Source organism: Pseudodonghicola xiamenensis DSM 18339 (assembly GCF_000429365.1).
In the GTDB taxonomy this organism is placed as follows: Bacteria; Pseudomonadota; Alphaproteobacteria; order Rhodobacterales; family Rhodobacteraceae; genus Pseudodonghicola; species Pseudodonghicola xiamenensis.
In genome coordinates, this window is record NZ_AUBS01000001.1 from 118,147 (window position 1) to 140,519 (window position 22,373).

The 22,373-nt window shown below is 62.9% G+C and carries 25 protein-coding genes; 24 read left to right on the plus strand and 1 reads right to left on the minus strand.

Annotated elements, in window-relative coordinates:
- Positions 1-121 precede the first annotated feature (121 nt).
- The 3 genes from G455_RS0100545 to G455_RS0100555 all read left to right on the plus strand — a co-directional run bounded on the left by G455_RS0100545 (position 122) and on the right by G455_RS0100555 (position 3,838).
- Complete coding sequence (locus tag G455_RS0100545; RefSeq protein WP_028091888.1) at positions 122-2,059, plus strand: acetyl-CoA carboxylase biotin carboxylase subunit; 1,938 nt, start codon at positions 122-124, stop codon at positions 2,057-2,059.
- A 123-nt stretch (positions 2,060-2,182) separates the two neighbouring features.
- Positions 2,183-3,046 carry a hydroxymethylglutaryl-CoA lyase gene (locus G455_RS0100550; protein ID WP_028091889.1) on the plus strand — a complete coding sequence of 288 codons (864 nt, stop codon included), beginning with the start codon at positions 2,183-2,185 and terminating at the stop codon, positions 3,044-3,046.
- A gap of 3 nt (positions 3,047-3,049) precedes the next feature.
- On the plus strand, positions 3,050-3,838 hold the full coding sequence (locus G455_RS0100555) for a crotonase/enoyl-CoA hydratase family protein (RefSeq protein ID WP_028091890.1): 789 nt from the start codon (positions 3,050-3,052) through the stop codon (positions 3,836-3,838).
- Between the two features lies 1 nt (position 3,839).
- Here the strand turns inward: G455_RS0100555 and G455_RS22970 are convergent, their stop codons facing one another.
- Complete coding sequence (locus tag G455_RS22970; RefSeq protein ID WP_035365877.1) at positions 3,840-4,064, minus strand: DUF1127 domain-containing protein; 225 nt, start codon at positions 4,062-4,064, stop codon at positions 3,840-3,842.
- A 99-nt stretch (positions 4,065-4,163) separates the two neighbouring features.
- Here G455_RS22970 and G455_RS0100565 point away from each other — a divergent pair, with 99 nt between their 5' ends.
- The 21 genes from G455_RS0100565 to nuoN all read left to right on the plus strand — a co-directional run bounded on the left by G455_RS0100565 (position 4,164) and on the right by nuoN (position 22,316).
- The gene (locus G455_RS0100565; protein WP_028091891.1) at positions 4,164-5,039 is read left to right on the plus strand and encodes a LysR substrate-binding domain-containing protein; all 876 of its coding nucleotides are present in this window, start codon (positions 4,164-4,166) and stop codon (positions 5,037-5,039) included.
- Positions 5,040-5,372: 333 nt separating this feature from the next.
- Positions 5,373-5,738 (plus strand): NADH-quinone oxidoreductase subunit A, encoded by a 366-nt coding sequence (locus G455_RS0100570; RefSeq protein ID WP_028091892.1) that lies wholly within the window; start codon positions 5,373-5,375, stop codon positions 5,736-5,738.
- Positions 5,729-6,262, plus strand: coding sequence for a NuoB/complex I 20 kDa subunit family protein (locus tag G455_RS0100575; protein WP_028091893.1), 534 nt, complete (start codon positions 5,729-5,731; stop codon positions 6,260-6,262). The genes G455_RS0100570 and G455_RS0100575 overlap by 10 nt, the downstream gene beginning before the upstream one ends.
- 27 nt (positions 6,263-6,289) lie before the next feature.
- Positions 6,290-6,895 carry an NADH-quinone oxidoreductase subunit C gene (locus G455_RS0100580; protein WP_028091894.1) on the plus strand — a complete coding sequence of 202 codons (606 nt, stop codon included), beginning with the start codon at positions 6,290-6,292 and terminating at the stop codon, positions 6,893-6,895.
- Positions 6,895-8,124 carry an NADH-quinone oxidoreductase subunit D gene (locus G455_RS0100585; protein WP_189658314.1) on the plus strand — a complete coding sequence of 410 codons (1,230 nt, stop codon included), beginning with the start codon at positions 6,895-6,897 and terminating at the stop codon, positions 8,122-8,124. Before G455_RS0100580 ends, G455_RS0100585 begins: the two co-directional genes overlap by 1 nt.
- 88 nt (positions 8,125-8,212) lie before the next feature.
- Positions 8,213-9,241 carry an NADH-quinone oxidoreductase subunit NuoE gene (gene nuoE, locus G455_RS0100590; RefSeq protein ID WP_028091896.1) on the plus strand — a complete coding sequence of 343 codons (1,029 nt, stop codon included), beginning with the start codon at positions 8,213-8,215 and terminating at the stop codon, positions 9,239-9,241.
- 45 nt (positions 9,242-9,286) lie between these two features.
- The gene (locus tag G455_RS0100595) at positions 9,287-9,511 is read left to right on the plus strand and encodes a DUF5337 domain-containing protein (protein WP_028091897.1); all 225 of its coding nucleotides are present in this window, start codon (positions 9,287-9,289) and stop codon (positions 9,509-9,511) included.
- Between the two features lie 5 nt (positions 9,512-9,516).
- Positions 9,517-10,812, plus strand: a complete 1,296-nt coding sequence (gene nuoF / locus G455_RS0100600) for an NADH-quinone oxidoreductase subunit NuoF (RefSeq protein ID WP_028091898.1) — start codon at positions 9,517-9,519, stop codon at positions 10,810-10,812.
- Between the two features lie 5 nt (positions 10,813-10,817).
- Positions 10,818-11,174 (plus strand): hypothetical protein, encoded by a 357-nt coding sequence (locus G455_RS0100605; protein ID WP_028091899.1) that lies wholly within the window; start codon positions 10,818-10,820, stop codon positions 11,172-11,174.
- Positions 11,174-11,632: a DUF5333 domain-containing protein gene (locus tag G455_RS0100610; protein WP_161629379.1), complete on the plus strand. Its 459-nt coding sequence runs from the start codon at positions 11,174-11,176 to the stop codon at positions 11,630-11,632. Before G455_RS0100605 ends, G455_RS0100610 begins: the two co-directional genes overlap by 1 nt.
- Before the next feature lie 3 nt (positions 11,633-11,635).
- Entirely contained in the window at positions 11,636-13,648 is a 2,013-nt protein-coding gene (nuoG, locus tag G455_RS0100615) for an NADH-quinone oxidoreductase subunit NuoG (protein WP_028091901.1), read from the plus strand.
- Positions 13,648-14,037, plus strand: a complete 390-nt coding sequence (locus G455_RS0100620) for a hypothetical protein (protein WP_028091902.1) — start codon at positions 13,648-13,650, stop codon at positions 14,035-14,037. The genes nuoG and G455_RS0100620 overlap by 1 nt, the downstream gene beginning before the upstream one ends.
- Before the next feature lie 6 nt (positions 14,038-14,043).
- Positions 14,044-15,078, plus strand: coding sequence for an NADH-quinone oxidoreductase subunit NuoH (nuoH, locus tag G455_RS0100625; RefSeq protein ID WP_028091903.1), 1,035 nt, complete (start codon positions 14,044-14,046; stop codon positions 15,076-15,078).
- Positions 15,079-15,136: 58 nt separating this feature from the next.
- Positions 15,137-15,631 carry an NADH-quinone oxidoreductase subunit NuoI gene (gene nuoI, locus G455_RS0100630; RefSeq protein ID WP_028091904.1) on the plus strand — a complete coding sequence of 165 codons (495 nt, stop codon included), beginning with the start codon at positions 15,137-15,139 and terminating at the stop codon, positions 15,629-15,631.
- Complete coding sequence (locus G455_RS0100635) at positions 15,628-16,041, plus strand: carboxymuconolactone decarboxylase family protein (RefSeq protein ID WP_028091905.1); 414 nt, start codon at positions 15,628-15,630, stop codon at positions 16,039-16,041. The genes nuoI and G455_RS0100635 overlap by 4 nt, the downstream gene beginning before the upstream one ends.
- A complete protein-coding gene (locus G455_RS0100640) occupies positions 16,038-16,640 on the plus strand; it encodes an NADH-quinone oxidoreductase subunit J (RefSeq protein WP_028091906.1) in 603 nt (200 codons plus the stop codon). The genes G455_RS0100635 and G455_RS0100640 overlap by 4 nt, the downstream gene beginning before the upstream one ends.
- 3 nt (positions 16,641-16,643) lie before the next feature.
- Positions 16,644-16,781, plus strand: coding sequence for a hypothetical protein (locus G455_RS26300; RefSeq protein WP_154664307.1), 138 nt, complete (start codon positions 16,644-16,646; stop codon positions 16,779-16,781).
- 90 nt (positions 16,782-16,871) lie between these two features.
- Complete coding sequence (gene nuoK / locus G455_RS0100650) at positions 16,872-17,177, plus strand: NADH-quinone oxidoreductase subunit NuoK (protein ID WP_028091907.1); 306 nt, start codon at positions 16,872-16,874, stop codon at positions 17,175-17,177.
- Between the two features lie 7 nt (positions 17,178-17,184).
- Entirely contained in the window at positions 17,185-19,320 is a 2,136-nt protein-coding gene (nuoL, locus tag G455_RS0100655) for an NADH-quinone oxidoreductase subunit L (protein ID WP_028091908.1), read from the plus strand.
- Positions 19,320-20,861, plus strand: coding sequence for an NADH-quinone oxidoreductase subunit M (locus G455_RS0100660; protein WP_028091909.1), 1,542 nt, complete (start codon positions 19,320-19,322; stop codon positions 20,859-20,861). Before nuoL ends, G455_RS0100660 begins: the two co-directional genes overlap by 1 nt.
- 12 nt (positions 20,862-20,873) lie before the next feature.
- The gene (gene nuoN / locus G455_RS0100665) at positions 20,874-22,316 is read left to right on the plus strand and encodes an NADH-quinone oxidoreductase subunit NuoN (RefSeq protein ID WP_028091910.1); all 1,443 of its coding nucleotides are present in this window, start codon (positions 20,874-20,876) and stop codon (positions 22,314-22,316) included.
- Positions 22,317-22,373: the final 57 nt, after the last annotated feature.

A 22,373-nucleotide genomic window follows, 5' to 3' on the forward strand; every position in this document is an offset into this window, starting at 1 on the left:
ATGCCTCCGGCGGGGATATTTGGACCAGGTCGAAGCCCCTTCGATCTGGCGGAAATATCCCGGGGGAGCTCCGAAGGAGCGGGGGCAGAGCCCCCGCCCCGGTGGATCAAAGGAGAGACAGATGTTTGACAAGATCCTGATCGCCAACCGTGGCGAGATTGCCTGCCGCATTATCGAGACCGCCCGCAGCCTGGGCGTGGCCACCGTCGCGGTCTATTCCGAGGCCGACGCGCGGGCCAAACACGTGGCCCTGGCGGACGAGGCCGTTTTGATCGGCCCGCCGCAACCGGCGGAAAGCTATCTCAAGGGCGAGAGGTTGATCGAGGTGGCGCTGGAGGCGGGCGCGCAGGCGATCCACCCGGGATATGGCTTTCTCTCCGAGAACCCCGATTTCGTCGAGGCGGTGGAGGCGGCGGGGCTGACCTTCATCGGCCCTTCGGCCAGCGCGATCCGCGCCATGGGGTTGAAGGATGCCGCGAAGAAGCTGATGGAGGCGGCCGGCGTGCCGGTTGTGCCCGGTTATCACGGCGACAATCAGGATCCGGAACATCTGGCCGGTGCGGCCGAGGCGATCGGTTATCCGGTGCTGATCAAGGCGGTCGCCGGTGGTGGCGGCAAGGGCATGCGCAAGGTGGTGGCGCCGCAGGAGTTCGCCGCCGCGCTCGATGCGGCCCGGGGCGAGGCACGCACTGCCTTCGGCAACGATGCGGTGCTGATCGAGAAATACGTCGAAAAGCCGCGTCATATAGAAGTGCAGATCTTTGGCGATGGGGGGGAGGCTGTTCATCTTTATGAACGCGACTGTTCGCTGCAGCGCCGCCACCAGAAGGTGATCGAGGAGGCTCCGGCGCCTGGCATGACCGAGGAGATGCGCGCGGCGATGGGCGAGGCGGCGGTGCGGGCGGCCAGGGCCATCGGTTACAAGGGGGCCGGTACAATCGAATTCATCGTCGACGCCTCTGACGGGCTGCGGGCCGATCGGTTCTGGTTCATGGAAATGAACACGCGGCTGCAGGTGGAACATCCCGTGACAGAGGCGGTGACCGGCATTGACCTGGTCGAATGGCAACTGCGTGTTGCCGCAGGCGAACCGCTGCCGATGACGCAAGATGAAATCCCGCTGAAGGGCCATGCCTTCGAGGCGCGGCTTTATGCCGAGGACGTGCCGAAGGGGTTCCTGCCGGCGACCGGGACGCTCAGCCATCTGATTTTCCCGGATGGTGCCCGGATCGACAGCGGTGTGCGCGCGGGCGATACCATCAGCCCGTTCTATGATCCGATGATCGCCAAGGTGATCACCCATGGTCCGACGCGGGAGATCGCGCTGGCGCGGATGACCCGGGCGCTGGAACAGTCGGAGGTGGCAGGATCGGTGACCAACCTGGCCTTTCTCGCCGCGCTGACCCGGCACCAGGGCTTTGCCGCGGGCGACGTCGATACCGGGCTGATCGAACGCGATCTGGATCAATTGGTTGCGGGGGTGGTGCCGGCGCCGCGGATTGTGGCGCAGGCCGCGCTGGCCGCCGCTGGGCTGCTGCAGCCGGGCGCGCTGTCGGGCTTCACCCTTTGGGCTCCGCTGGCGCGCAGCGTGACCCTGGCGCATGAGGGCGAGGAGATCACGGCGGTGATCCGGGCGCGCGGGCCAGAGGGGGCGGTGATCGAGATCGATGGCGCGGAGATTGGGGCAGACTGTGAGGCTTCAGGTTGGCGCTTCGAGGGCGTGAAGGCGGTGCCGATGGCGCGGGCAGGGGCGCGGATCACGCTGTTTTCCGGCGTGGCGCCGGTCTTCGATCTGATCGACCCGTTGGATCGTGCCGGGGCCGATGCCGGTGGCGGCAATCTGATCGAGGCGCCGATGCCGGGATTGGTGAAGGCGGTTTTCGTCTCCACTGGCGAGGCGGTGGCGGAAGGCCAGCGGCTGGCGATTCTCGAGGCGATGAAAATGGAACATACTTTGGTCGCGGCCCGCGATGGCGTGGTGGCCGAGGTGTTGGCTGCCGCCGGCGATCAGGTCGAGGCCGGCGCGGCACTGGTCCGGCTGGAGGAGGACGAGGCATGAGGGGCATGAGGGGCATGGCTGAAACGCGTCGAGGGGCACGGGGCCCGACGCTGCATTGGCGTGAGGCGCGGATGCGCGACGATCGCACCGCGGGGCTTGATGATGTGAAGGAAGGCATATCGCATGGCTGAACATGTCGAGATCTTCGAAGTAGGGCCGCGCGACGGGCTGCAGAACGAAAAGCGCCCGATCCCGGTGGCGGAGAAGGTGGCGCTGGTCGATTGCCTGAGCGGCGCGGGCTTTCGCCGCATCGAATGCGCCAGTTTCGTCAGCCCGAAATGGGTGCCGCAGATGGCCGGCAGCGCCGAGGTTCTAGCCGGCATTCACCGCGCCCCGGGCGTGCGCTATGCCGCGCTGACGCCGAACCTGCGCGGGTTTCAGGATGCGGTGGCGGCAAAGGCCGATGAGGTGGCGATCTTTGCCTCTGCTTCCGAAGGCTTCTCCAAGGCCAATATCAATGCCACCATCGAGGAGAGTATCGCCCGGTTCGAGCCGATCCTGGCGGCGGCGGCTGAGATCGGCCTGCCGGTGCGTGGCTATATCTCTTGCGTGACCGATTGCCCCTATGACGGGCCGACGCCGCACCAGAAGGTGGCCGAAGTGGCGGCGCGGCTGTTTTCCATGGGATGCTACGAGATCTCCTTGGGCGATACCATCGGCCAGGCGACGCCGGAGAGCATCACGGCGATGCTGAAGGCGGTGCTGGAGGAGGTGCCGGCCGCGCAGCTGGCCGGGCATTATCATGACACCGCCGGGCGGGCACTGGTCAATATCGACGCCTCGCTGGAGCTGGGGCTCAGGGTTTTCGACGCCGCTGTCGGGGGCTTGGGCGGCTGTCCCTATGCGCCGGGCGCCGAGGGCAATGTGGCGACTGAGCGGGTGGCGGCGCATCTGGCAGGGAAAGGATATGAGACCGGGCTCGATCTGGCGGTGATTGAGCGGGCGGTGGCACTGGCGCAGGCGATGCGCGTGGGAGAGGGGGCCTAAAATATGTTCGAGACCATCACGATCGCGTGTGACGACCGGGGCGTCGCGACGCTGATGCTGAACCGGGCGGAGAAGCATAATGCGATGTCGGCGGTGATGATCGCCGAGCTGACCCGGGCGGCGGAGCAGTTGGGCGCCGATCCGGCGGTGCGGGCGGTGATCCTGACCGGGGCCGGCAAGTCGTTCTGCGCCGGCGGCGATCTGGGCTGGATGCAGGACCAGATGGTCGCCGACCCCGAGACGCGGTTTATCGAGGCGCGCAAGCTGGCGCTGGCCTTGCAGGCGCTCAACACGCTGCCGAAACCGTTGATCGGCGCGCTACAGGGAAATGCCTTCGGTGGCGGCGTCGGGCTTGCCTCGGTCTGCGACGTGACGCTGGGGGCGGATCATCTGAAGATGGGTCTGACCGAGACCCGGCTGGGGCTGATCCCGGCCACCATCGGCCCTTATGTCATCGCCCGGATGGGGGAGGCGCGGGCGCGGCGGGTGTTCATGTCTGCCCGGTTGTTCGACGCCGCCGAGGCGGTTGAGCTGGGGCTGCTGGCCCGCGCCGTTCCGGCCGCCGATCTGATGGCGGCGGCCGAGGCCGAGGTTCTCCCCTATCTTTCCTGCGCGCCGGGTGCGGTGGCGGCGGCCAAGCGGCTGACCCGCACGCTCGGGCCCCGGATCGACGCCGAGGTGATCGACCATACCATTCATGCCCTGGTCGCGTGCTGGGAGGGCGAGGAGGCAAAGGAGGGCATTGGTGCCTTCTTTGCCAAGCGCAAGCCGGGCTGGATCGCGGACGGCTAGATCAACCGCGCCAGAACGGTTTGGCCGCCTCCACCAAGGCGGCGGCGCGGCGCCAACCGGCGTCTTGCAGGACGCTGTCGGGCTGCGGTAGCAAGTCGTCGCGCAACATGCGGCGCAATGCCCACCGGTGACGCCAGAGTTTCAGGCCGTGCAGGAGCTCAGCCGCAGCGCCTGGGCGGCGGCTGGCGGCCCGATCCTGCGGGGGAAGGAAAACCACGGTGGCCATCTTTGCATCTCCTTTGTTCCTCATGCCGTCAGCTTATCGCTTGTCATGGCCTGTAAAAATTGAGAAGTTTTCCAGGCTATGTGAGGAAATGGAACAAAGATGCGCCGTCTGCCCCCGCTATCGGCCTTGCCGGCCTTCGAGGCGACCGCCCGGCTGGGGTCTGTCACGGCGGCGGCGGCGGAACTGGGGCGCACCCATGGGGCGGTCAGCAAGCAGATTCACCACTTGTCGGATGACCTGGGTGGGGCGCTGTTCGAGAAATCGGGTAACGGGCTGAGGCTGACCCCGCGGGGGGAGCGATTGCGGCGCACGGTGACCCCGATGCTGGACGATCTGTCGGCGCTGGCCGAAACGCTGCGGGCGGAGCAGGACGCGCGCTATGTCGATCTCAGGGTCAGCGCGACCCTGGCCAGCCGCTGGCTGATACCGCGATTGCCCGATTTCTATGCCCGTCATCCCGAGATCGAACTGCGCCTGCGGATGTCCGGGCCGCAGACGCCGCAGGACAGCGATTTCGATTTGCTGATCAGCTATGACCGGCTGCGTGGTGCCATGCGGGAGGTCGATCAGCGACCGTTGGGGCTGGCGCAATATGGTGTCGTCTGCGCGCCGGACTATCCCCTGCTCCGACAGGGCGGTGTTTGGCGGGCGCCGGTGCGGCTGACCCAGCCCAATGCACTGCAAAGCTGGGAAGAGTGGATGCAGCTCAGCGGGCACGCTCTCAGCTCTGAACGAGAAGAAATTCATGCACATCATTTCCTGGCGCTCGGGGCCGCAGTGGCGGGGTTGGGCATCGCACTTGCCGAACGACGTCTGGTCGATGAGGACCTCGCCGCGGGGCGGTTGGTCGCGCCGTTGGGATTCGTGGCGGTTGCCGACGGGTTTCGCGCTGCGGTGATGCCGCGGGCCCAGGCACGCCGTGCCGTCGGGCTGTTCCTGGACTGGCTGGGTGAGATCGCCGGGCAGGGGGGCTGAAGTGTAAGGCCGGCGCTGGGGGCAAGGGAGGGAGGCGGAAAGGACTCACCTTTGGTCTATTTGACGGAAATGATACCTTTTAGGGCAATGGGGCAGGGCGGTGGCGCATTGTGCTTCAGCTGCGTGCGTTGCCGCATTGCGGCATGAACGCGCGGGGAGGGTGCATTTCCTGTGGGTTTTGCGGTAAAAGCTGTTTTGTCGGTGCGGTATTTTGAACGGTCGCGAAAGCTGCCCGCTTGGTTGACGCTCCGGATCGGCGAGAGTAGAGAAGCGGCAGGTCAACATGCCAATTGACGGCGCGCTGCCTGAACGCGCGCAGGAAAGGAGCCACTCGTGGAAGAGTTGTTGCGGGAATACCTCCCGATTCTGGTGTTTCTGGCGGTTGCAGTGGGGCTTGGACTGGTCCTTATGCTCTCCGCTGTCGTCCTCGCTGTGCGCAATCCCGATCCTGAAAAGGTCAGCGCCTACGAATGCGGATTTAACGCCTTCGATGACGCCCGGATGAAGTTCGATGTGCGCTTCTATCTGGTGTCGATCCTGTTCATCATCTTCGATCTGGAAATCGCCATGCTGTTTCCCTGGGCCGTCGGTTTCAGCGGGCTCAGCGATGTGGCGTTCTGGGGGATGATGGTGTTCCTGGGCGTTCTGACTGCGGGCTTTGCCTATGAATGGAAAAAGGGAGCGCTGGAATGGGAGTGATGACCGGGATGAACACCGCCGGCGCTGACAAGGAAGTCGCGACTCAGGCGTTGAACGCGGAGCTGCAGGATAAAGGTTTCCTGCTCACCTCGACCGAGGATATCATCAATTGGGCGCGCACCGGATCGCTGCACTGGATGACCTTCGGCTTGGCCTGCTGCGCGGTCGAGATGATGCATACCTCGATGCCGCGCTATGATGCCGAACGCTTCGGTATCGCGCCGCGCGCCTCCCCGCGTCAGTCCGACTGCATGATCGTCGCCGGCACGCTGACCAACAAGATGGCCCCGGCGCTGCGCAAGGTCTATGACCAGATGCCGGAGCCGCGTTATGTGATCTCGATGGGCTCCTGCGCCAACGGCGGCGGCTATTATCACTATTCCTACTCGGTGGTGCGCGGTTGTGACCGCATCGTCCCTGTCGATGTCTATGTCCCCGGCTGCCCGCCGACGGCCGAGGCGTTGCTTTATGGGCTGATGCAGATGCAGCGCAAGATTCGCCGCACCGGGACACTTGTGCGCTGAGGCGCGCCAGAATTTGGAGAGAGCATGATGAGCCAAGCACTCAAAGAACTCGGCGCGCATATCGAGGCCAAGCGCCCCGACTGCGTCCTGGGGTGGGATGTCACTTATGACGAGTTGAACGTCGATGTGGCCCCGTCCAATATCGTCGCCTTTGTCGAGTTCCTGAAAAACGACCCGACCTGCAAGTTCTCGTCTCTGGTGGATATCGCCGGTGTCGACTATCCCGAGCGGCCGAAGCGGTTCGACGTGGTTTATCACCTGCTGTCGATGTATCAGAATCAGCGGATCCGCCTGCGGGTGTCGATCCGGGAGGACGACATCGTGCCCTCGATCATTTCGGTGCATCCCTCGGCCAACTGGTTCGAGCGCGAGACCTTCGACATGTACGGGATCCTGTTCTCCGGACACCCCGACCTGCGCAGGCTGCTCACTGACTATGGCTTCCGCGGCCATCCGCTGCGCAAGGACTTCCCGACCACGGGTTACACCGAAGTCCGCTATGACGAAGTCGAGAAGCGCGTGGTCTATGAACCGGTGAGCCTGGTGGCCGAATATCGCCAGTTTGACTTCATGAGCCCGTGGGAAGGCGCCGAATACATCCTCCCCGGCGACGAGAAAGAGGGGGCGAAGTGATGGACGGCTCCAAATTTGACGACGGCAGCACCGACGCGCTGAGCGGCGAACAGAAGATCCGGAACTTCAACATCAACTTTGGGCCCCAGCACCCGGCAGCGCACGGTGTGCTGCGTCTGGTGCTGGAGCTTGACGGCGAGATCGTCGAGCGCTGCGACCCGCATATCGGCCTGCTGCACCGCGGCACCGAAAAGCTGATGGAAAGCCGCACCTATCTGCAGAACCTGCCCTATTTCGACCGGCTGGACTATGTGGCGCCGATGAACCAGGAACATGCCTGGTGTCTGGCGATCGAGAAGCTGACCGGCGTGGAAGTGCCGCGTCGTGCATCGCTGATCCGGGTGCTCTATTCCGAAATCGGCCGGATCCTGAACCACCTGCTGAACGTCACCACGCAGGCGATGGACGTCGGTGCCTTGACGCCGCCGGTCTGGGGCTTCCACCATCGCGAATTGCTGCTCGATTTCTATGAGCGGGCCTGCGGCGCGCGGTTCCACGCCGCGTATTTCCGCCCTGGCGGGGTGCACCAGGATTTGCCTGCCGGTCTGTTGGACGACATGGAAGGCTGGTGCGACAACTTCCTGCCCTTCCTCGACGATCTTGACGGGCTGTTGACCGAAAACCGTATCTTCAAGCAGCGCAACGTCGATATCGGCGTGGTGACCGAAGAGGATATCCAGAATTGGGGCTTCTCCGGCGTGATGGTGCGCGGGTCCGGCTTCGCTTGGGACTTGCGGCGTTCGCAACCCTATGAATGCTATGACGAATTCGACTTCCAGATCCCTGTCGGCAAGAACGGCGATTGCTATGATCGCTATCTGGTCCGGATGGAGGAGATGCGGCAGTCGACCTACATCATGCGGCAGGCCATCGAAAAGCTGCGGATGCCCGAGAATCAGGGCGACGTGCTGGCGCGCGGCAAGCTGACCCCGCCGAAACGCGGCGACATGAAGACCTCGATGGAAAGCCTGATCCACCACTTCAAGCTCTATACCGAAGGGTTCCATGTGCCGGCGGGCGAAGTCTACGCTGCGGTCGAGGCACCGAAGGGCGAATTCGGGGTCTATCTGGTGGCGGATGGCACCAACAAACCCTATCGGGCCAAGCTGCGCGCACCGGGCTTCCTGCACCTGCAGGCGATCGACCATATCGCCAAGGGCCACCAACTTGCCGATATCGCCGCCATCATCGGTACGCTCGATATCGTGTTCGGCGAGGTGGACCGCTGATGACCTGCGTCACCGCTCTGCTTCGTCTTCGTAAAACTATTCCCGCCGGCGGCTTCCTCCGGTGTGGCCCGCACAAGGGGACAGCCTAATGCTCCGCCGCTTGCATCATGAACAGCCCGAGAGCTTCGAATTCACCCCGGCCAACAAGGCCTGGGCCGAGGCGCAGATCACCAAATACCCCGAAGGCCGCCAGGCCAGTGCGGTCATTCCGCTGCTGTGGCGTGCCCAGGAACAAGAGGGCTGGCTGACCCGTCCGGCAATTGAATATGTCGCCGACATGCTCGGCATGGCGTATATCCGGGCGCTCGAAGTGGCGACCTTCTACTTCATGTTCCAGCTCGAGCCGGTCGGCTCGGTTGCGCATATCCAGGTCTGCGGCACCACCACCTGCATGATCTGCGGCGCCGAGAACCTGATGGAGATCTGCAAGGAGAAGATCGCGCCGAAGCCGCACATGCTTTCGGCCGATGGCAAGTTCTCCTGGGAAGAAGTCGAATGCCTGGGCGCCTGTTCGAACGCGCCGATGGCGCAGATCGGCAAGGATTACTACGAAGACCTGACCGCCGAACGGTTTGCCGAGATCCTCGATGAACTCGCCGCAGGCCAGGTGCCGGTGCCGGGTCCGCAGAACGGCCGCTATGCGGCTGAGCCCAAGTCCGGGTTGGTGGCGCTGACCGAATTCGAAAGCGGCCGCACCCAGTACAACGCCAGCGTCGCCCGCGCCGTCGAGATCGGCGATGGCATCAAGCGGATCGACGGCACCGAAGTGCCGCTGCGTGCCCCCTGGCAGGGCAAGGCCGAAGGCGCCGCTCAGGTCGCCGAAATCGCCGAGAAAGAGCCGGCGCTTCTTGCCGCGGCACGCGAAGGCGGGGCAGATGACCTCAAGCTCCTGAAAGGGGTGGGGCCGAAGCTCGAAGGCACGCTGAACGATCTGGGTATCTATCACTACGATCAGATCGCCGCCTGGACCGAGGCTGAAATCGCCTGGGTCGATACCCGGCTGGCCTTCAAGGGCCGGGTCGAACGCGACGGCTGGATCGAGCAGGCCAAGAAGCTGGCGGCTGGCGAGGAGACCGAATTCTCCAAGCGCGCCAAGGACGACAAGATTTACGACTGACCGTGTCCCGCCCCTCGGGGCGGGGGACAGCCAAATGGGAAAATGATGAGCGACGAGCGCGACAGGGCGATGGCTCGCAAGGGCCGGACGACGGGGCTGGTGATTGCCGGTGCCGCTCTGGCTGCGCTGCTGGCGCCCTGGATTTGCCAGGGGCTCGGCCTCACGATCCGGCATGAGATGCTGATTTACTTCGCATCTCTTGCCGCCTTCGTCTGGGCGTTCGTCAACATCTATCAACTCTGGCGGATGCGCCAGGACAGCCAAGGGTAGCACGCATGCTCAAGGACCAGGACCGGATCTTTACCAACCTCTACGGTATGCATCACCGTTCGCTGAAAGGCGCGATGGCCCGCGGCCATTGGGACGGCACCGCCAAGATCCTCGCCAACGGCCGGGACTGGATCATCCAGCAGGTCAAGGATTCGGGGCTGCGTGGCCGCGGCGGCGCGGGCTTCCCGACTGGCCTGAAATGGTCCTTCATGCCGAAGGAAAGCGACGGTCGCCCGGCCTATCTGGTGATCAACGCCGACGAATCCGAACCCGCGACCTGCAAGGACCGCGAGATCATGCGCCATGACCCGCATACGCTGGTCGAAGGCGCGCTGATCGCCGGTTTCGCGATGAATGCTGTTGCCGCCTATATCTATATCCGTGGTGAATACATCCGCGAACGCGAGGCGCTACAGGCGGCGATCGACGAGGCCTATGACGCCGGGCTGATCGGCAAGAACGCCTGCAAGTCGGGCTATGATTTCGACATCTATCTGCACCACGGGGCAGGGGCCTATATCTGCGGTGAGGAAACCGCGCTGATCGAAAGCCTCGAAGGCAAGAAGGGCATGCCGCGGATGAAACCGCCGTTCCCCGCGGGCGCCGGTCTCTATGGTTGCCCGACCACGGTGAACAACGTCGAATCCATCGCCGTGACCCCGACCATCATCCGGCGTGGGCCTGAGTGGTTCTCCTCCTTCGGGCGACCGAACAACCACGGCACCAAACTGATGGCGTTGACCGGCCATGTGAACACGCCTTGCGTCTTCGAGGAATCGATGTCGATGTCGGTGCGCGAGATCATCGAGCATCACGGCGGCGGTATTCGCGGCGGCTGGGACAATCTGAAAGCGATCATTCCCGGCGGGGCGTCTTGCCCGGTGCTGCCGAAGGAAGCGCTTGAAGATGCGATTTTCGATTTCGACTGGATGCGCGAGAACAAATCCTCGTTCGGCACCGGCTGCATGATCGTCATGGACAACTCGGTCGATGTGGTGAAGGCGGTGTGGCGCCTGGCGAAATTCTTCAAGCACGAAAGCTGCGGCCAGTGCACACCCTGCCGCGAAGGCACCGGCTGGATGAGCCGGGTGATGGACCGCCTGGTGACCGGCGACGCCGAGGTCGAAGAAATCGACATGCTGCTGTCGGTGACCAAGCAGGTCGAAGGCCATACCATCTGCGCCCTTGGCGATGCGGCTGCCTGGCCGATCCAGGGGTTGGTGCGCCACTTCCGGGAAGAGATCGAAGATCGCATCAAGGCCAAGAAAACCGGGCGCATGGGCGCCATGGCGGCCGAGTGATCGGGATGCGGCGGCTTACCTCATATCCGGGGCTTGTCCTGCTGGGCCTTCTCGGCGTGTTGGCGGTGTCCGCCTGCACCGCGAAGGAAAAGCGCGTTGCCTTCGACGGGATTTATTTCCGCACCAAGGCCAAGGCGGTCGACCGCCGGGTGACGGTGGCGGATTTCCGTGTCGAGGTGAAGGACGCCCAACGCTCGCTTGACGCGGCGCGGCAGGCCGGGGCCTATGCCGGCACCCGCTATTGCATCGAGAACTATGGCTCGTCGCAGATCGTCTGGAGCAACGGGCCCAAGGCCGAGGCGGCCAAACTGGTGTTCGATCGCGACACTCTGATCCTGAATGGAGTGTGTCAAAAACCATGATGGCGCTATCGGCATATCACGGCCTGTCAGGCGTGCGCGGCCAGCGGGGCATTTTGCCCAGGCTGTTGTCGTGTCTGGCTCTGGCGGTGAGCGTCGTCGGTGTGCCGGCTGCGGCCAAGACGCCATTGCGCGATGTTCCCGAGATTTCGGATGGCATCTTCACCGTGGTGGTCGCCAATGAAATCCGTCGCAAGTGTGACGATATCCAGGGGCGGCTGTTGCGCGGGATCAGCGAAATCAGTCGTCTCCGCGCGCGGGCCAACAAGCTTGGGTACTCCGATGCGGAGATCCGGGCGTTGCTCGATTCCCGCGAAGAAAAGGCCCGGATGATCGCGCGGGGCCGCACGTATATGGCTGGCTTCGGGCTGGACTATGACAAACCGGGCGATCTTTGCCGGCTGGGCCGGTTGGAAATCAAGAACAACAGCGCAATCGGCGCGCTACTGAGGGCGAAATAGACCATGTCTGACCTCCGCAAAGTCATTATCGACGGAAACGAGATCGAAGTGGATGGGGCGATGACCCTGATCCAGGCCTGCGAGGTCGCCGGCATCGAAATTCCGCGTTTCTGCTATCATGAGCGTTTGTCGATCGCCGGCAACTGCCGCATGTGCCTGGTCGAAGTCGTGGGTGGCCCGCCGAAGCCGGCGGCCTCTTGCGCGATGCAGGTCCGCGACCTGCGCCCGGGGCCGGAAGGCCAACCGCCGGTGGTCAAGACCAATTCGCCGATGGTGAAGAAGGCCCGCGAGGGGGTGATGGAGTTCCTCCTGATCAACCACCCGCTGGATTGCCCGATCTGCGACCAGGGTGGCGAATGCGACCTGCAGGATCAGGCAATGGCCTATGGCGTCGATTTCTCGCGCTATCGCGAAGCCAAGCGCGCCAATGACGATCTTGATCTCGGGCCGCTGGTCGACACCCATATGACCCGCTGCATCTCGTGCACCCGCTGCGTGCGCTTCACCTCCGAGGTGGCCGGGATCACCCAGATGGGCCAAACCGGTCGCGGTGAGGACGCCGAGATCACCTCGTACCTCGGTCATACGCTGGATTCGAACCTGCAGGGCAATATCATCGACCTGTGCCCGGTCGGTGCGCTGACCTCGAAACCCTATGCCTTCACCGCCCGTCCCTGGGAGCTGACCAAGACCGAGACCATCGACGTGATGGACGCGCTTGGATCGAACATCCGGGTTGATACCAAGGGCCGCGAAGTGATGCGGATCATGCCGCGCAACCATGACGGCGTGAACGAGGAATGGATTTCCGACAAGACCCGCTTTGTCTGGGACGGCCTGCGTCGGCAACGTCTGGACAAGCCCTATATCCGTGAGAACGGCAAGCTGCGTCCGGCCACCTGGGGCGAGGCGCTTGGCAAGGCCGCAGCGGCGATGAAGGGGGGCAAGGTCGCCGCTCTGGTCGGCGATCTGGCCCCGGCCGAGGCGATCTTTGCCCTGAAACAGCTTGTGTCCGGTCTGGGCGGCAAGGTCGAATCCCGTACCGATGGCGCCGTGCTGCCGGCGGGCAACCGGTCGGCCTATGTCGGCACCGCCTCGATTGAGGATATCGAGACTGCCAAGGACATCTACCTGATCGGCTCCAATCCGCGTGATGAGTCTCCGGTGCTGAACGCGCGGATCCGCAAGGTCTGGACCAAGGGCACGACTGTCCATGTGATCGGGCCCAAGGACATGGATCTGACCTATGACTACGAATGGGTCGGGCCGGGGCGCGGGCCGCTGAACAAGTTGGTCGCCGAAGCGCAGCCGACGGAAGGCGCGCTGGTCATCGTGGGGCAGGGCGCCCTGACCGAAGGCGACGGCATTGCGGTTCTGGGGCAGGCGATGGCGCTGACCGAAAAGCTGGGCGGCAAGATGCTGGTTCTGCACACCGCCGCGTCGCGGGTTGCGGCGCTGGATCTGGGCGCGGTGACCGAAGGCGGGATGACCAAGGCGCTCGAGGGGGCCGATGTCGTCTATAACCTCGGTGCCGATGAGGTCGAAATCGCGGCCGGTCCCTTCGTGATCTATCAAGGCAGCCACGGCGATCGCGGGGCGCATCGCGCCGACGTCATCTTGCCGGGCGCCGCCTATACCGAGGAAGCCGGGCTGTTCGTCAATACCGAGGGCCGCCCGCAGCTGGCGCTGCGCGCCGGGTTTGCCCCGGGTGAGGCGAAAGAGAACTGGGCCATCCTGCGTGCCCTGTCGGGTGAGATGGGAACGCCGCTGCATTACGATTCGCTGGCGCAGCTGCGTCAGGCGATGGTTGCCGAGGTGCCGCTCCTGGCCCGGATCAACGAGGTTCCCGTGAATGAGTGGCAGCCGCTTGAGACCAAGGAACTCAAGCCTGGCAAGTTCTTCCCGGCGGTCAAGGATTTCTACCTGACCAACCCGATCGCCCGTGCCTCGACCCTGATGGCCGAGCTCAGCGCCAATGCGGCGGCGCGCAAAGCGGGGAAAATGGCGGCGGAATGATGGCGCGCGCGGCACTCATATCCCCCCTGTTGCTGGCGGCCTGCGGTGCGCAGGTCTCTGGCGATCAGGCGATGTCCTTCGCCCCCGACTACCGGGGTGTGGAGACCAGCCTGCTGGATGGGGATCTGGTGCAATTCGACGTGTCGATGACCGGCGCGCGTAATCAGGCCGATGTGGATGCCTATGTCGAATGTGCGGCGGCGCAATATGCGTTGATCCGCGGATACGGCTTTGCGCGGCATCTGCGCACAAATGTTTATGAAGAGGGTGGCGTGTGGCGTGCAGATGCTGTTTACACCATTTCGCCATCGCTGCCCCGTGGGCTGCGCAAGCTAGACGCCGAGGTCGTAGTTGCGCATTGCGCGGAGAACGGAATACCGACGGTGTGAGGACCTATGGCTGACTTCTTTTCCAACACCTATCTGGGCATTGCCCTGTTCTTGATCGGGAAGGTGCTGCTTCTGGTGGTGCCGCTGCTGGTGGCGCTTGCCTTCCTGATGTATGCCGACCGCAAGGTCTGGGCTGCGGTGCAGATGCGCCGGGGGCCGAACGTCGTGGGCGTCTTTGGGCTGCTCCAGAGTTTTGCCGACTTCCTGAAATATATGGTCAAGGAAGTGATCTTCCCGGCCGGGGCCGATCGGGCGGTCTTCCTCCTGGCACCGATGATCACCCTGGTGATGTCGCTGATCGCTTGGGCGGTGGTTCCGTTTAACGATGGCTGGGTGGTGTCGAACATCAATGTCGCCATTCTCTATGTTCTCGCGGTCTCCTCGCTCGAGGTTTACGGCGTGATCATGGGCGGTTGGGCGTCGAACTCGAAATATCCCTTCCTGGGCTCGCTCCGCTCTGCCGCGCAGATGATCTCTTACGAAGTGTCGATCGGGCTCATCATCATCGGGGTGATCATTTCGACCGGGTCGATGAACCTGACGGATATCGTCCGGGCGCAGGATGGCGACTATGGGTTGTTCAGCTGGTACTGGCTGCCGCAATTCCCGATGGTCTTCCTGTTCTTCATCTCGGCTCTGGCCGAAACCAACCGTCCGCCGTTCGACCTGCCTGAGGCGGAATCGGAACTGGTGGCGGGCTATCAGGTTGAATACAGCTCCACGCCCTTCCTGCTCTTCATGATCGGGGAACTGACGGCGGTGGTTCTGATGTGCGCGCTGACCTCGCTGCTGTTCTTCGGCGGCTGGCTGTCGCCGATCCCGGGCCTGCCCGACGGCGTCCTGTGGATGGTCGGCAAGATGCTGTTCGTCTTCTTCCTCTTCGCGATGGTGAAGGCGATCACACCGCGCTATCGCTATGACCAACTGATGCGCCTGGGCTGGAAGATCTTCCTGCCGATGTCGCTGGTCTGGGTGGTTTTCGTCGCCTTCGCCGCACGCTTCGAGTGGTTCTGGGGCGCCTTCGCGCGCTGGGGGAGCTGAGAATGACCGCAGCCCTCCTTCAAAAGACAAGCCCCGCACAAGTGGAGTGCCCAGCAAAATGACGCAGATCGACTATACCCGCGCCGCGAAATACTTCCTGCTCGCCGATTTCTTCACCGGCATGAAGCTGGGCCTTAAGTATTTCTTCGCCCCCAAGGCGACGGTGAACTATCCGCATGAGAAGGGGCCGCTCAGCCCCCGGTTCCGTGGTGAGCACGCGCTGCGCCGCTATCCCAACGGGGAAGAGCGCTGCATCGCCTGCAAACTGTGCGAGGCGATCTGCCCGGCGCAGGCGATCACCATCGACGCGGAACCGCGCGAGGATGGCAGCCGCCGCACCACGCGTTACGATATCGACATGACGAAATGCATCTATTGCGGCTTCTGTCAGGAAGCCTGCCCGGTGGATGCGATCGTCGAAGGGCCGAATTTCGAATTCGCAACCGAGACCCGGGAAGAGCTGTTCTACGACAAGCAGAAACTGCTCGATAACGGTGCCCGTTGGGAAGCCGAGATCGCCCATAACCTGGAACTGGACGCGCCCTACCGATGACCGAGACGCCGAAGAATCCATTCGAGGTCATGATGAAGCAGGCGCAGGAGATGGCGCAGGCATTCAATCCGGCGCTTGAAAGCTTCAACCCGAAGGGGTTCGAGGCTCTGTGGCCGACCATGCCCAAGGATGTGATGGAATTCATGTTCGGCAATGCGGTCAACAAGGGCGGTCTCGACGCTAAAACCCGGCTGCTTTTGACGCTGGCCGGGCTGACGATGCAAGGGGCGCAGGCCGATACCGCCGTGCGCCAGACCGTGCGCCACGCCGTCGAGGCGGGCGCGAAGAAACAGGAGATCGTGGAAACGATCGGCCATATGTCGGTCTTCGCCGGCATTCCCGCCATGACCCGGGCGCTTGATCTGGCGCGCGAGGCGATGGGCGGAGACAACGAGGATGACGAAGCATGAGCGTGTTTGCCTTTTACCTGTTTGCGATCTGCGCCTTGGCGGGCGGGCTGTTCACGGTGATCAGCCGTCAGCCGGTCCACTCGGTGCTGTGGCTGATCTTGGCCTTCCTCTCCTCGGCGGGGCTGTTCATTCTGCTCGGCGCTGAATTCGTCGCCATGCTTCTGGTGATCGTCTATGTCGGGGCGGTGGCGGTTCTGTTCCTCTTCGTGGTGATGATGCTGGACGTCGATTTCGCCGCGCTGAAGGCCGAGATGGCGAAATACATGCCGCTGGCGTTGCTGATCGGGGTGATCATCCTGATGCAGTTCTTCCTGGCCTTCGGGGCCTGGCAGGCCAACGATGTGTCCCGTGAATTGCTGGCGGCTCCGATGCCCGAGAATGTGCATAACACCGTGGCGATCTCGGAACTGCTCTACGACAAATATTTCCTCCTGTTCCAACTGGCCGGCCTGATCCTGCTGGTGGCGATGATCGGGGCGATCGTGCTGACGATCCGGCACCGCAAGGACATCAAGCGGCAGAATGTGCTGGCTCAGATCTACCGCGATCCGGCCAAGGCGATGGAGCTGCGGGATGTCAAACCGGGGCAGGGGCTCTGACACATGGACTGGATCGGCCTCGCCCATCTTCTGGTTAGCAAGATCGGGATTTTCGGGGTCGCTCTGCTCTGGGGGGTGAAAGCCGCGGTGAGCTGGATGCTCGTCCGCTGGTGGAGATTGAGACGCGCCGCGCTGCGCTGACAAAACTTATCGCCGGGCAGTTTGCCCGGCAGTTCCGGGAGACCGGGACAACGCGACAAAGAACGAATGGGCCAGGCCCAGAGGGACGATATGATCGGACTTGAGCATTACCTAACCGTGGCAGCCACGCTGTTCGTCATCGGGATCTTCGGGCTGTTTCTGAACCGTAAGAACGTGATCATCCTGCTGATGAGCATCGAATTGATCCTGCTTTCGGTGAACATCAACTTCGTGGCCTTCTCCTCTTTCCTCGGCGACATGGTCGGGCAGGTCTTCACCCTGTTCGTCCTGACGGTTGCCGCGGCCGAGGCGGCCATCGGGCTTGCGATCCTTGTCTGTTTCTTCCGTCTGCGCGGCTCCATCGCGGTCGAAGACGTCAACGTGATGAAGGGGTAAGAGACCAATGGAAACCATCATCCTCTTCGCCCCGCTGGTCGGGGCGATCCTGGCCGGTTTTGGCTGGAAGATCATCGGCGAGACGGCGGCCCAGTGGTTGACCACCGGCCTGCTGTTTCTCTCCTGCATCCTCAGCTGGATCGTCTTTATCAATTTCGATGGCGTTACCCATACCGTCGAAATCTTCCGCTATATCGAAAGCGGTTCGCTTTCGACCTCCTGGTCGATCCGGCTGGACCGTCTGACCGCGATCATGCTGATCGTGGTGACCAGCGTGTCGGCTTTCGTGCACCTCTACAGCTTCGGCTACATGGCGCATGATCCGGCGTTCAAGGATGGCGAAAGCTATAAACCGCGTTTCTTCGCCTATCTGTCGCTGTTTACCTTCGCCATGCTGATGCTGGTGACCTCGGACAACCTGGTGCAGATGTTCTTCGGCTGGGAAGGCGTTGGTCTGGCATCTTACCTGCTGATCGGCTTCTACTACCGCAAGCCTTCGGCCGGCGCTGCCGCGATGAAGGCCTTCGTGGTCAACCGGGTTGGCGACTTCGGCTTCTCGCTGGCAATGTTCGCGCTGTTCTTCCTGACCGACAGCATCGCCTTTGGCGACGTCTTCGTCGCGACGCCGGAACTGGCGCAAACCAAGCTGAATTTCCTGTGGGGTGAATGGACCGCCACCGAGGTGATCGCCATCCTGCTGTTCATCGGCGCGATGGGGAAATCGGCACAGCTTTTCCTGCACACCTGGCTGCCGGACGCGATGGAAGGCCCGACCCCGGTGTCGGCGCTGATCCACGCTGCGACCATGGTGACCGCGGGGGTCTTCCTGGTCTGCCGGATGTCGCCGGTGATGGAATTCGCTCCGCATGCGACGGCCTTCATCACCGTCCTGGGGGCGCTGACCGCCTTCGTCGCGGCGACCATCGGGCTGGTTCAGACCGATATCAAACGCGTCATCGCCTATTCGACGATGTCCCAGCTTGGCTATATGTTCGTGGCGGCCGGTGTCGGCGTCTATTCGGCGGCGATGTTCCACCTGCTGACCCACGCCTTCTTCAAGGCGCTGCTGTTCCTCTGCGCCGGTTCGGTCATCCACGCGATGCATCACGAACAGGACATGCGGAACTATGGCGGTCTGCGTAAGAAGATCCCCTTCACCTTCTGGACCATGATCCTGGGGACCCTGGCGATTACCGGGGTGGGTATTCCGATGACGGAAATCGGCTTTGCCGGCTTCCTGTCGAAGGATGCGATCATCGAAAGCGCCTGGGCCGGTGGATCGAGCTTCGGCTTCTGGATGCTGGTCATCGCGGCAGCCTTCACCGCCTTCTATTCCTGGCGTCTGATCTTCCTGACCTTCTTCGGCGCGCCGCGCGGCGACAAACATGCGCATGATCATGCGCATGAGAGCCCGACGGTCATGCTGGTGCCGCTGGGTGTACTCAGCCTGGGCGCGATCTTCGCGGGGATGCTGTGGTACGGCAACTTCTTCGGCCACGCCGATGAGGTAGGCAAGTTCTACGGCATTCCGGTGGCCGAGGCTTCGGCCCATGGCGAGACCGCCGGCGCCCATGAGGAAACGGCTGCTGCCGCGCACGGTGAAACCGCCACTGCTACGCATGGTGAGACCACGACCGAGGCGCCTGCCGCCGAGGCGGGGACCCATCATGTCACCTTCGCCGGTGAACCGGGGCAGGGCGCGCTGTACATCAGCCCGGACAACCACGTGCTGGATATCGCCCATACCGCACCGGCCTGGGTCAAAGTATCGCCGTTCATCGCGATGCTCTCGGGTCTGCTGGTTGCGATCTGGTTCTATCTGGTCAGCCCGTCGCTGCCCAAGAAGCTGGCTGAAAGCCAGCGCCCGCTCTACCTGTTCTTGCTGAACAAATGGTACTTCGACGAAATCTATGACGCCGTATTGGTGAAGCCCGCGTTGGCTCTGGGTCGGCTGCTGTGGAAGCGCGGTGATGGCAACATCATCGACGGCTTCCTGAACGGGGTTGCCCTGGGCATCATTCCGTTCTTCACGCGGCTCGCGGGCCGGGCGCAGTCGGGCTACATCTTCACCTATGTCTTCTGGATGGTGCTTGGCATGGCTGCCCTGGTCACCTGGATGACGATCGGCGGAGGAGCACACTAATGGACAACCTCCTTTCCATTATCACCTTCGTGCCGGCTCTGGCGGCGCTGATCCTGGCGGTGTTCCTGCGCGGTGACGATGCCGCGGCGCAGCGCAACGCCAAATGGGTGGCGCTTTTCGCCACCACGGTCACTTTCCTGATCTCCATCGCGCTTTATACCGAATTCGATCCCTCAAACACCGGCTTCCAGTTCGTGGAAGAGGGCAAGTGGCTGATGGGTATGAAGTACAAGATGGGCGTGGACGGGATCAGTATCCTGTTCGTGCTGCTGACCACCTTCATCATGCCGCTCACCATTCTGGCGAGTTGGAACGTGACCGACCGGGTGAAGGAATACATGATCGCCTTCCTGCTGCTGGAGACGCTGATGCTGGGCGTGTTCATGGCGCTCGATCTGGTGCTCTTCTATCTCTTCTTCGAAGGCGGCCTGATCCCGATGTTCCTGATCATCGGCATCTGGGGTGGACCCAACCGCATCTATGCGTCGTTCAAGTTCTTCCTCTACACCTTCCTCGGCTCGGTGCTGATGCTGGTGGCGATGGTGGCGATGTATGCAGATGCCGGCACCACCGACATCGAGGTTCTGTTGACGCATGAATTCTCCTCGACAGGCTTCACGCTGCTGGGGATGCATGTCATGGGCGGGATGCAGACCATCCTGTTCCTCGCCTTCTTCGCCTCCTTCGCGGTGAAGATGCCGATGTGGCCGGTGCACACCTGGCTGCCCGACGCTCACGTGCAGGCGCCCACCGCGGCCTCGGTGCTGCTGGCGGCGATCATGCTGAAGATGGGCGGCTACGGTTTCCTGCGTTTCTCGCTGCCGATGTTCCCTGTGGGATCGGAAGTGATGGCGACCTTCGTGATGTGGATGTCGGCGATCGCGATCGTCTACACCTCCTTCGTGGCGCTGGTGCAGGAAGACATGAAGAAGCTGATCGCCTATTCGTCGGTCGCGCATATGGGCTTTGTCACCATGGGGCTGTTCGCAGCCAACCAGCAGGGTGTCGACGGGGCCATCTTCCAGATGCTCAGCCACGGCTTCATCTCCGCGGCGCTGTTCCTCTGCGTTGGCGTGATCTACGACCGGATGCACACCCGTGACATCGCCGCCTATGGCGGTCTGGTGAACCGGATGCCGGCCTACGCCCTGGTCTTCATGTTCTTCACCATGGGTAACATCGGTCTGCCGGGCACCTCGGGGTTCATCGGCGAATTCCTGACCCTGATCGGGACTTTCCAGGTCAACACCTGGGTGACGGCCGTGGCCGCGACCGGCGTGATCTGGTCGGCTGCCTACGGGCTGTGGTTGTACCGTCGGGTCGTCTTCGGCGATCTGATCAAGGAAAGCCTGAAGACCATCAAGGACATGGACGCGCGCGAAAAGTGGATCTTTGCCCCGCTGGTGGCGATGACCCTTCTGCTGGGCTTCTACCCGTCGGTTGTCACCGACATCATCAGCCCCTCGACCACCGCGCTGGTCCAACATTTTGACACGGCGGTGGCCGCGGCCGAGGCCGCGACACAGACCGCTTCGAACTAAGGAACCGGACAGATGATTCAGGCCGATCTAACCGTAATCCTGCCGGAAATCATTCTGGCCGCTTACGCCCTGCTGGCGCTTGTCGCCGCAGTCTACACCGGCAAGGACCGCCTCGGCCCGACGCTGGTGTGGACCACCGGGGTTCTGATGGTACTTCTGGGGATTTGGATCGCGACGGCGCCGGGTGGCGGTACCACCGCCTTCGGTGGCATGTTCATCGACGACGGCTTCTCCCGCTTCGCCAAGGTGGTGATCCTGTTCTCCGCCGCCGGCGTGCTGGTGATGAGCCAGGACTACATGTCGCGTCGCGGGTTTCTGAAGTTCGAATTCCCGGTGCTGGTGTCGCTGGCCGTGGTGGGCATGCTGGTCATGGTCTCCGCCGGCGATCTGATGGCGCTCTATATGGGGCTCGAACTGATGTCTCTGTCGCTCTACGTTGTTGCCGCCATGCGGCGTGACAGCGTCAAGTCGACCGAGGCCGGCCTGAAGTACTTCGTTCTCGGCGCGCTCAGCTCGGGGCTGCTGCTCTATGGTGCCTCGCTGGTCTATGGCTTCACCGGCACCACCGAGTTCAGCGGTATCGTTCAGGCGGTTCAGCATGGCAATATGGCGCTGGGTCTGCTCTTTGGCCTAGTGTTCCTGATCGCCGGTCTGGCCTTCAAGGTCTCGGCAGTGCCGTTCCACATGTGGACGCCCGACGTCTATGAAGGTTCGCCGACCCCGGTGACCGCCTTCTTCGCCACCGCGCCGAAGATGGCCGCCATGGCGATGATGACCCGCCTGTTGTTCGAAGCCTTCGGTCAGGCGATTTCGGACTGGAGCCAGGTGATCGCGCTGCTGTCGCTGCTGTCGATGTTCCTGGGTTCTGTCGCCGCGATCGGTCAGAGCGATATCAAACGCCTGATGGCCTATTCGTCGATCACTCACATGGGTTTTGCGCTGATGGGTCTGGCCTCGGGCACGGTTTTCGGTGTGCAGTCGATGCTGATCTACATGGCGATCTACGTCACCATGAACATCGGCACCTTCGCCTTCATCCTGATGATGGAGAAGGACGGCAAGCCGGTGACCGATATCTCGGCGCTGAACATGTATGCCAAGCGCGAGCCGGGCAAGGCGCTGGCGATGCTGGTGCTGATGTTCTCGATGGCCGGTGTGCCGCCGATGCTGGGCTTCTTCGGGAAGTTCTACGTTCTGCGCGCCGCTTATGAGGGCGGGCTGGTCTGGCTGGCAATCGCCGGTGTGATCGCCTCGGTGATCGCGGCCTTCTACTATCTGCGCATCGTGTACTTCATGTACTTCGGCAAGGACGGCGAAGAGATGGACGCCCATTCCTCGCCGATGCTGTGGCTGGCGCTGACCGCCTCGGCGGCGATCATGGTGGTGGGCATCATCAACATGTTCGGGGTCGAGGGCGCGGCGGCTGCCGCGGCCCAGACGCTGCTGCAACAGTAAGGTTCCGGACCGGCGGGAGCTTTTGTCCTTGCCGGTCCTGCTGACATCTGGTCCGGA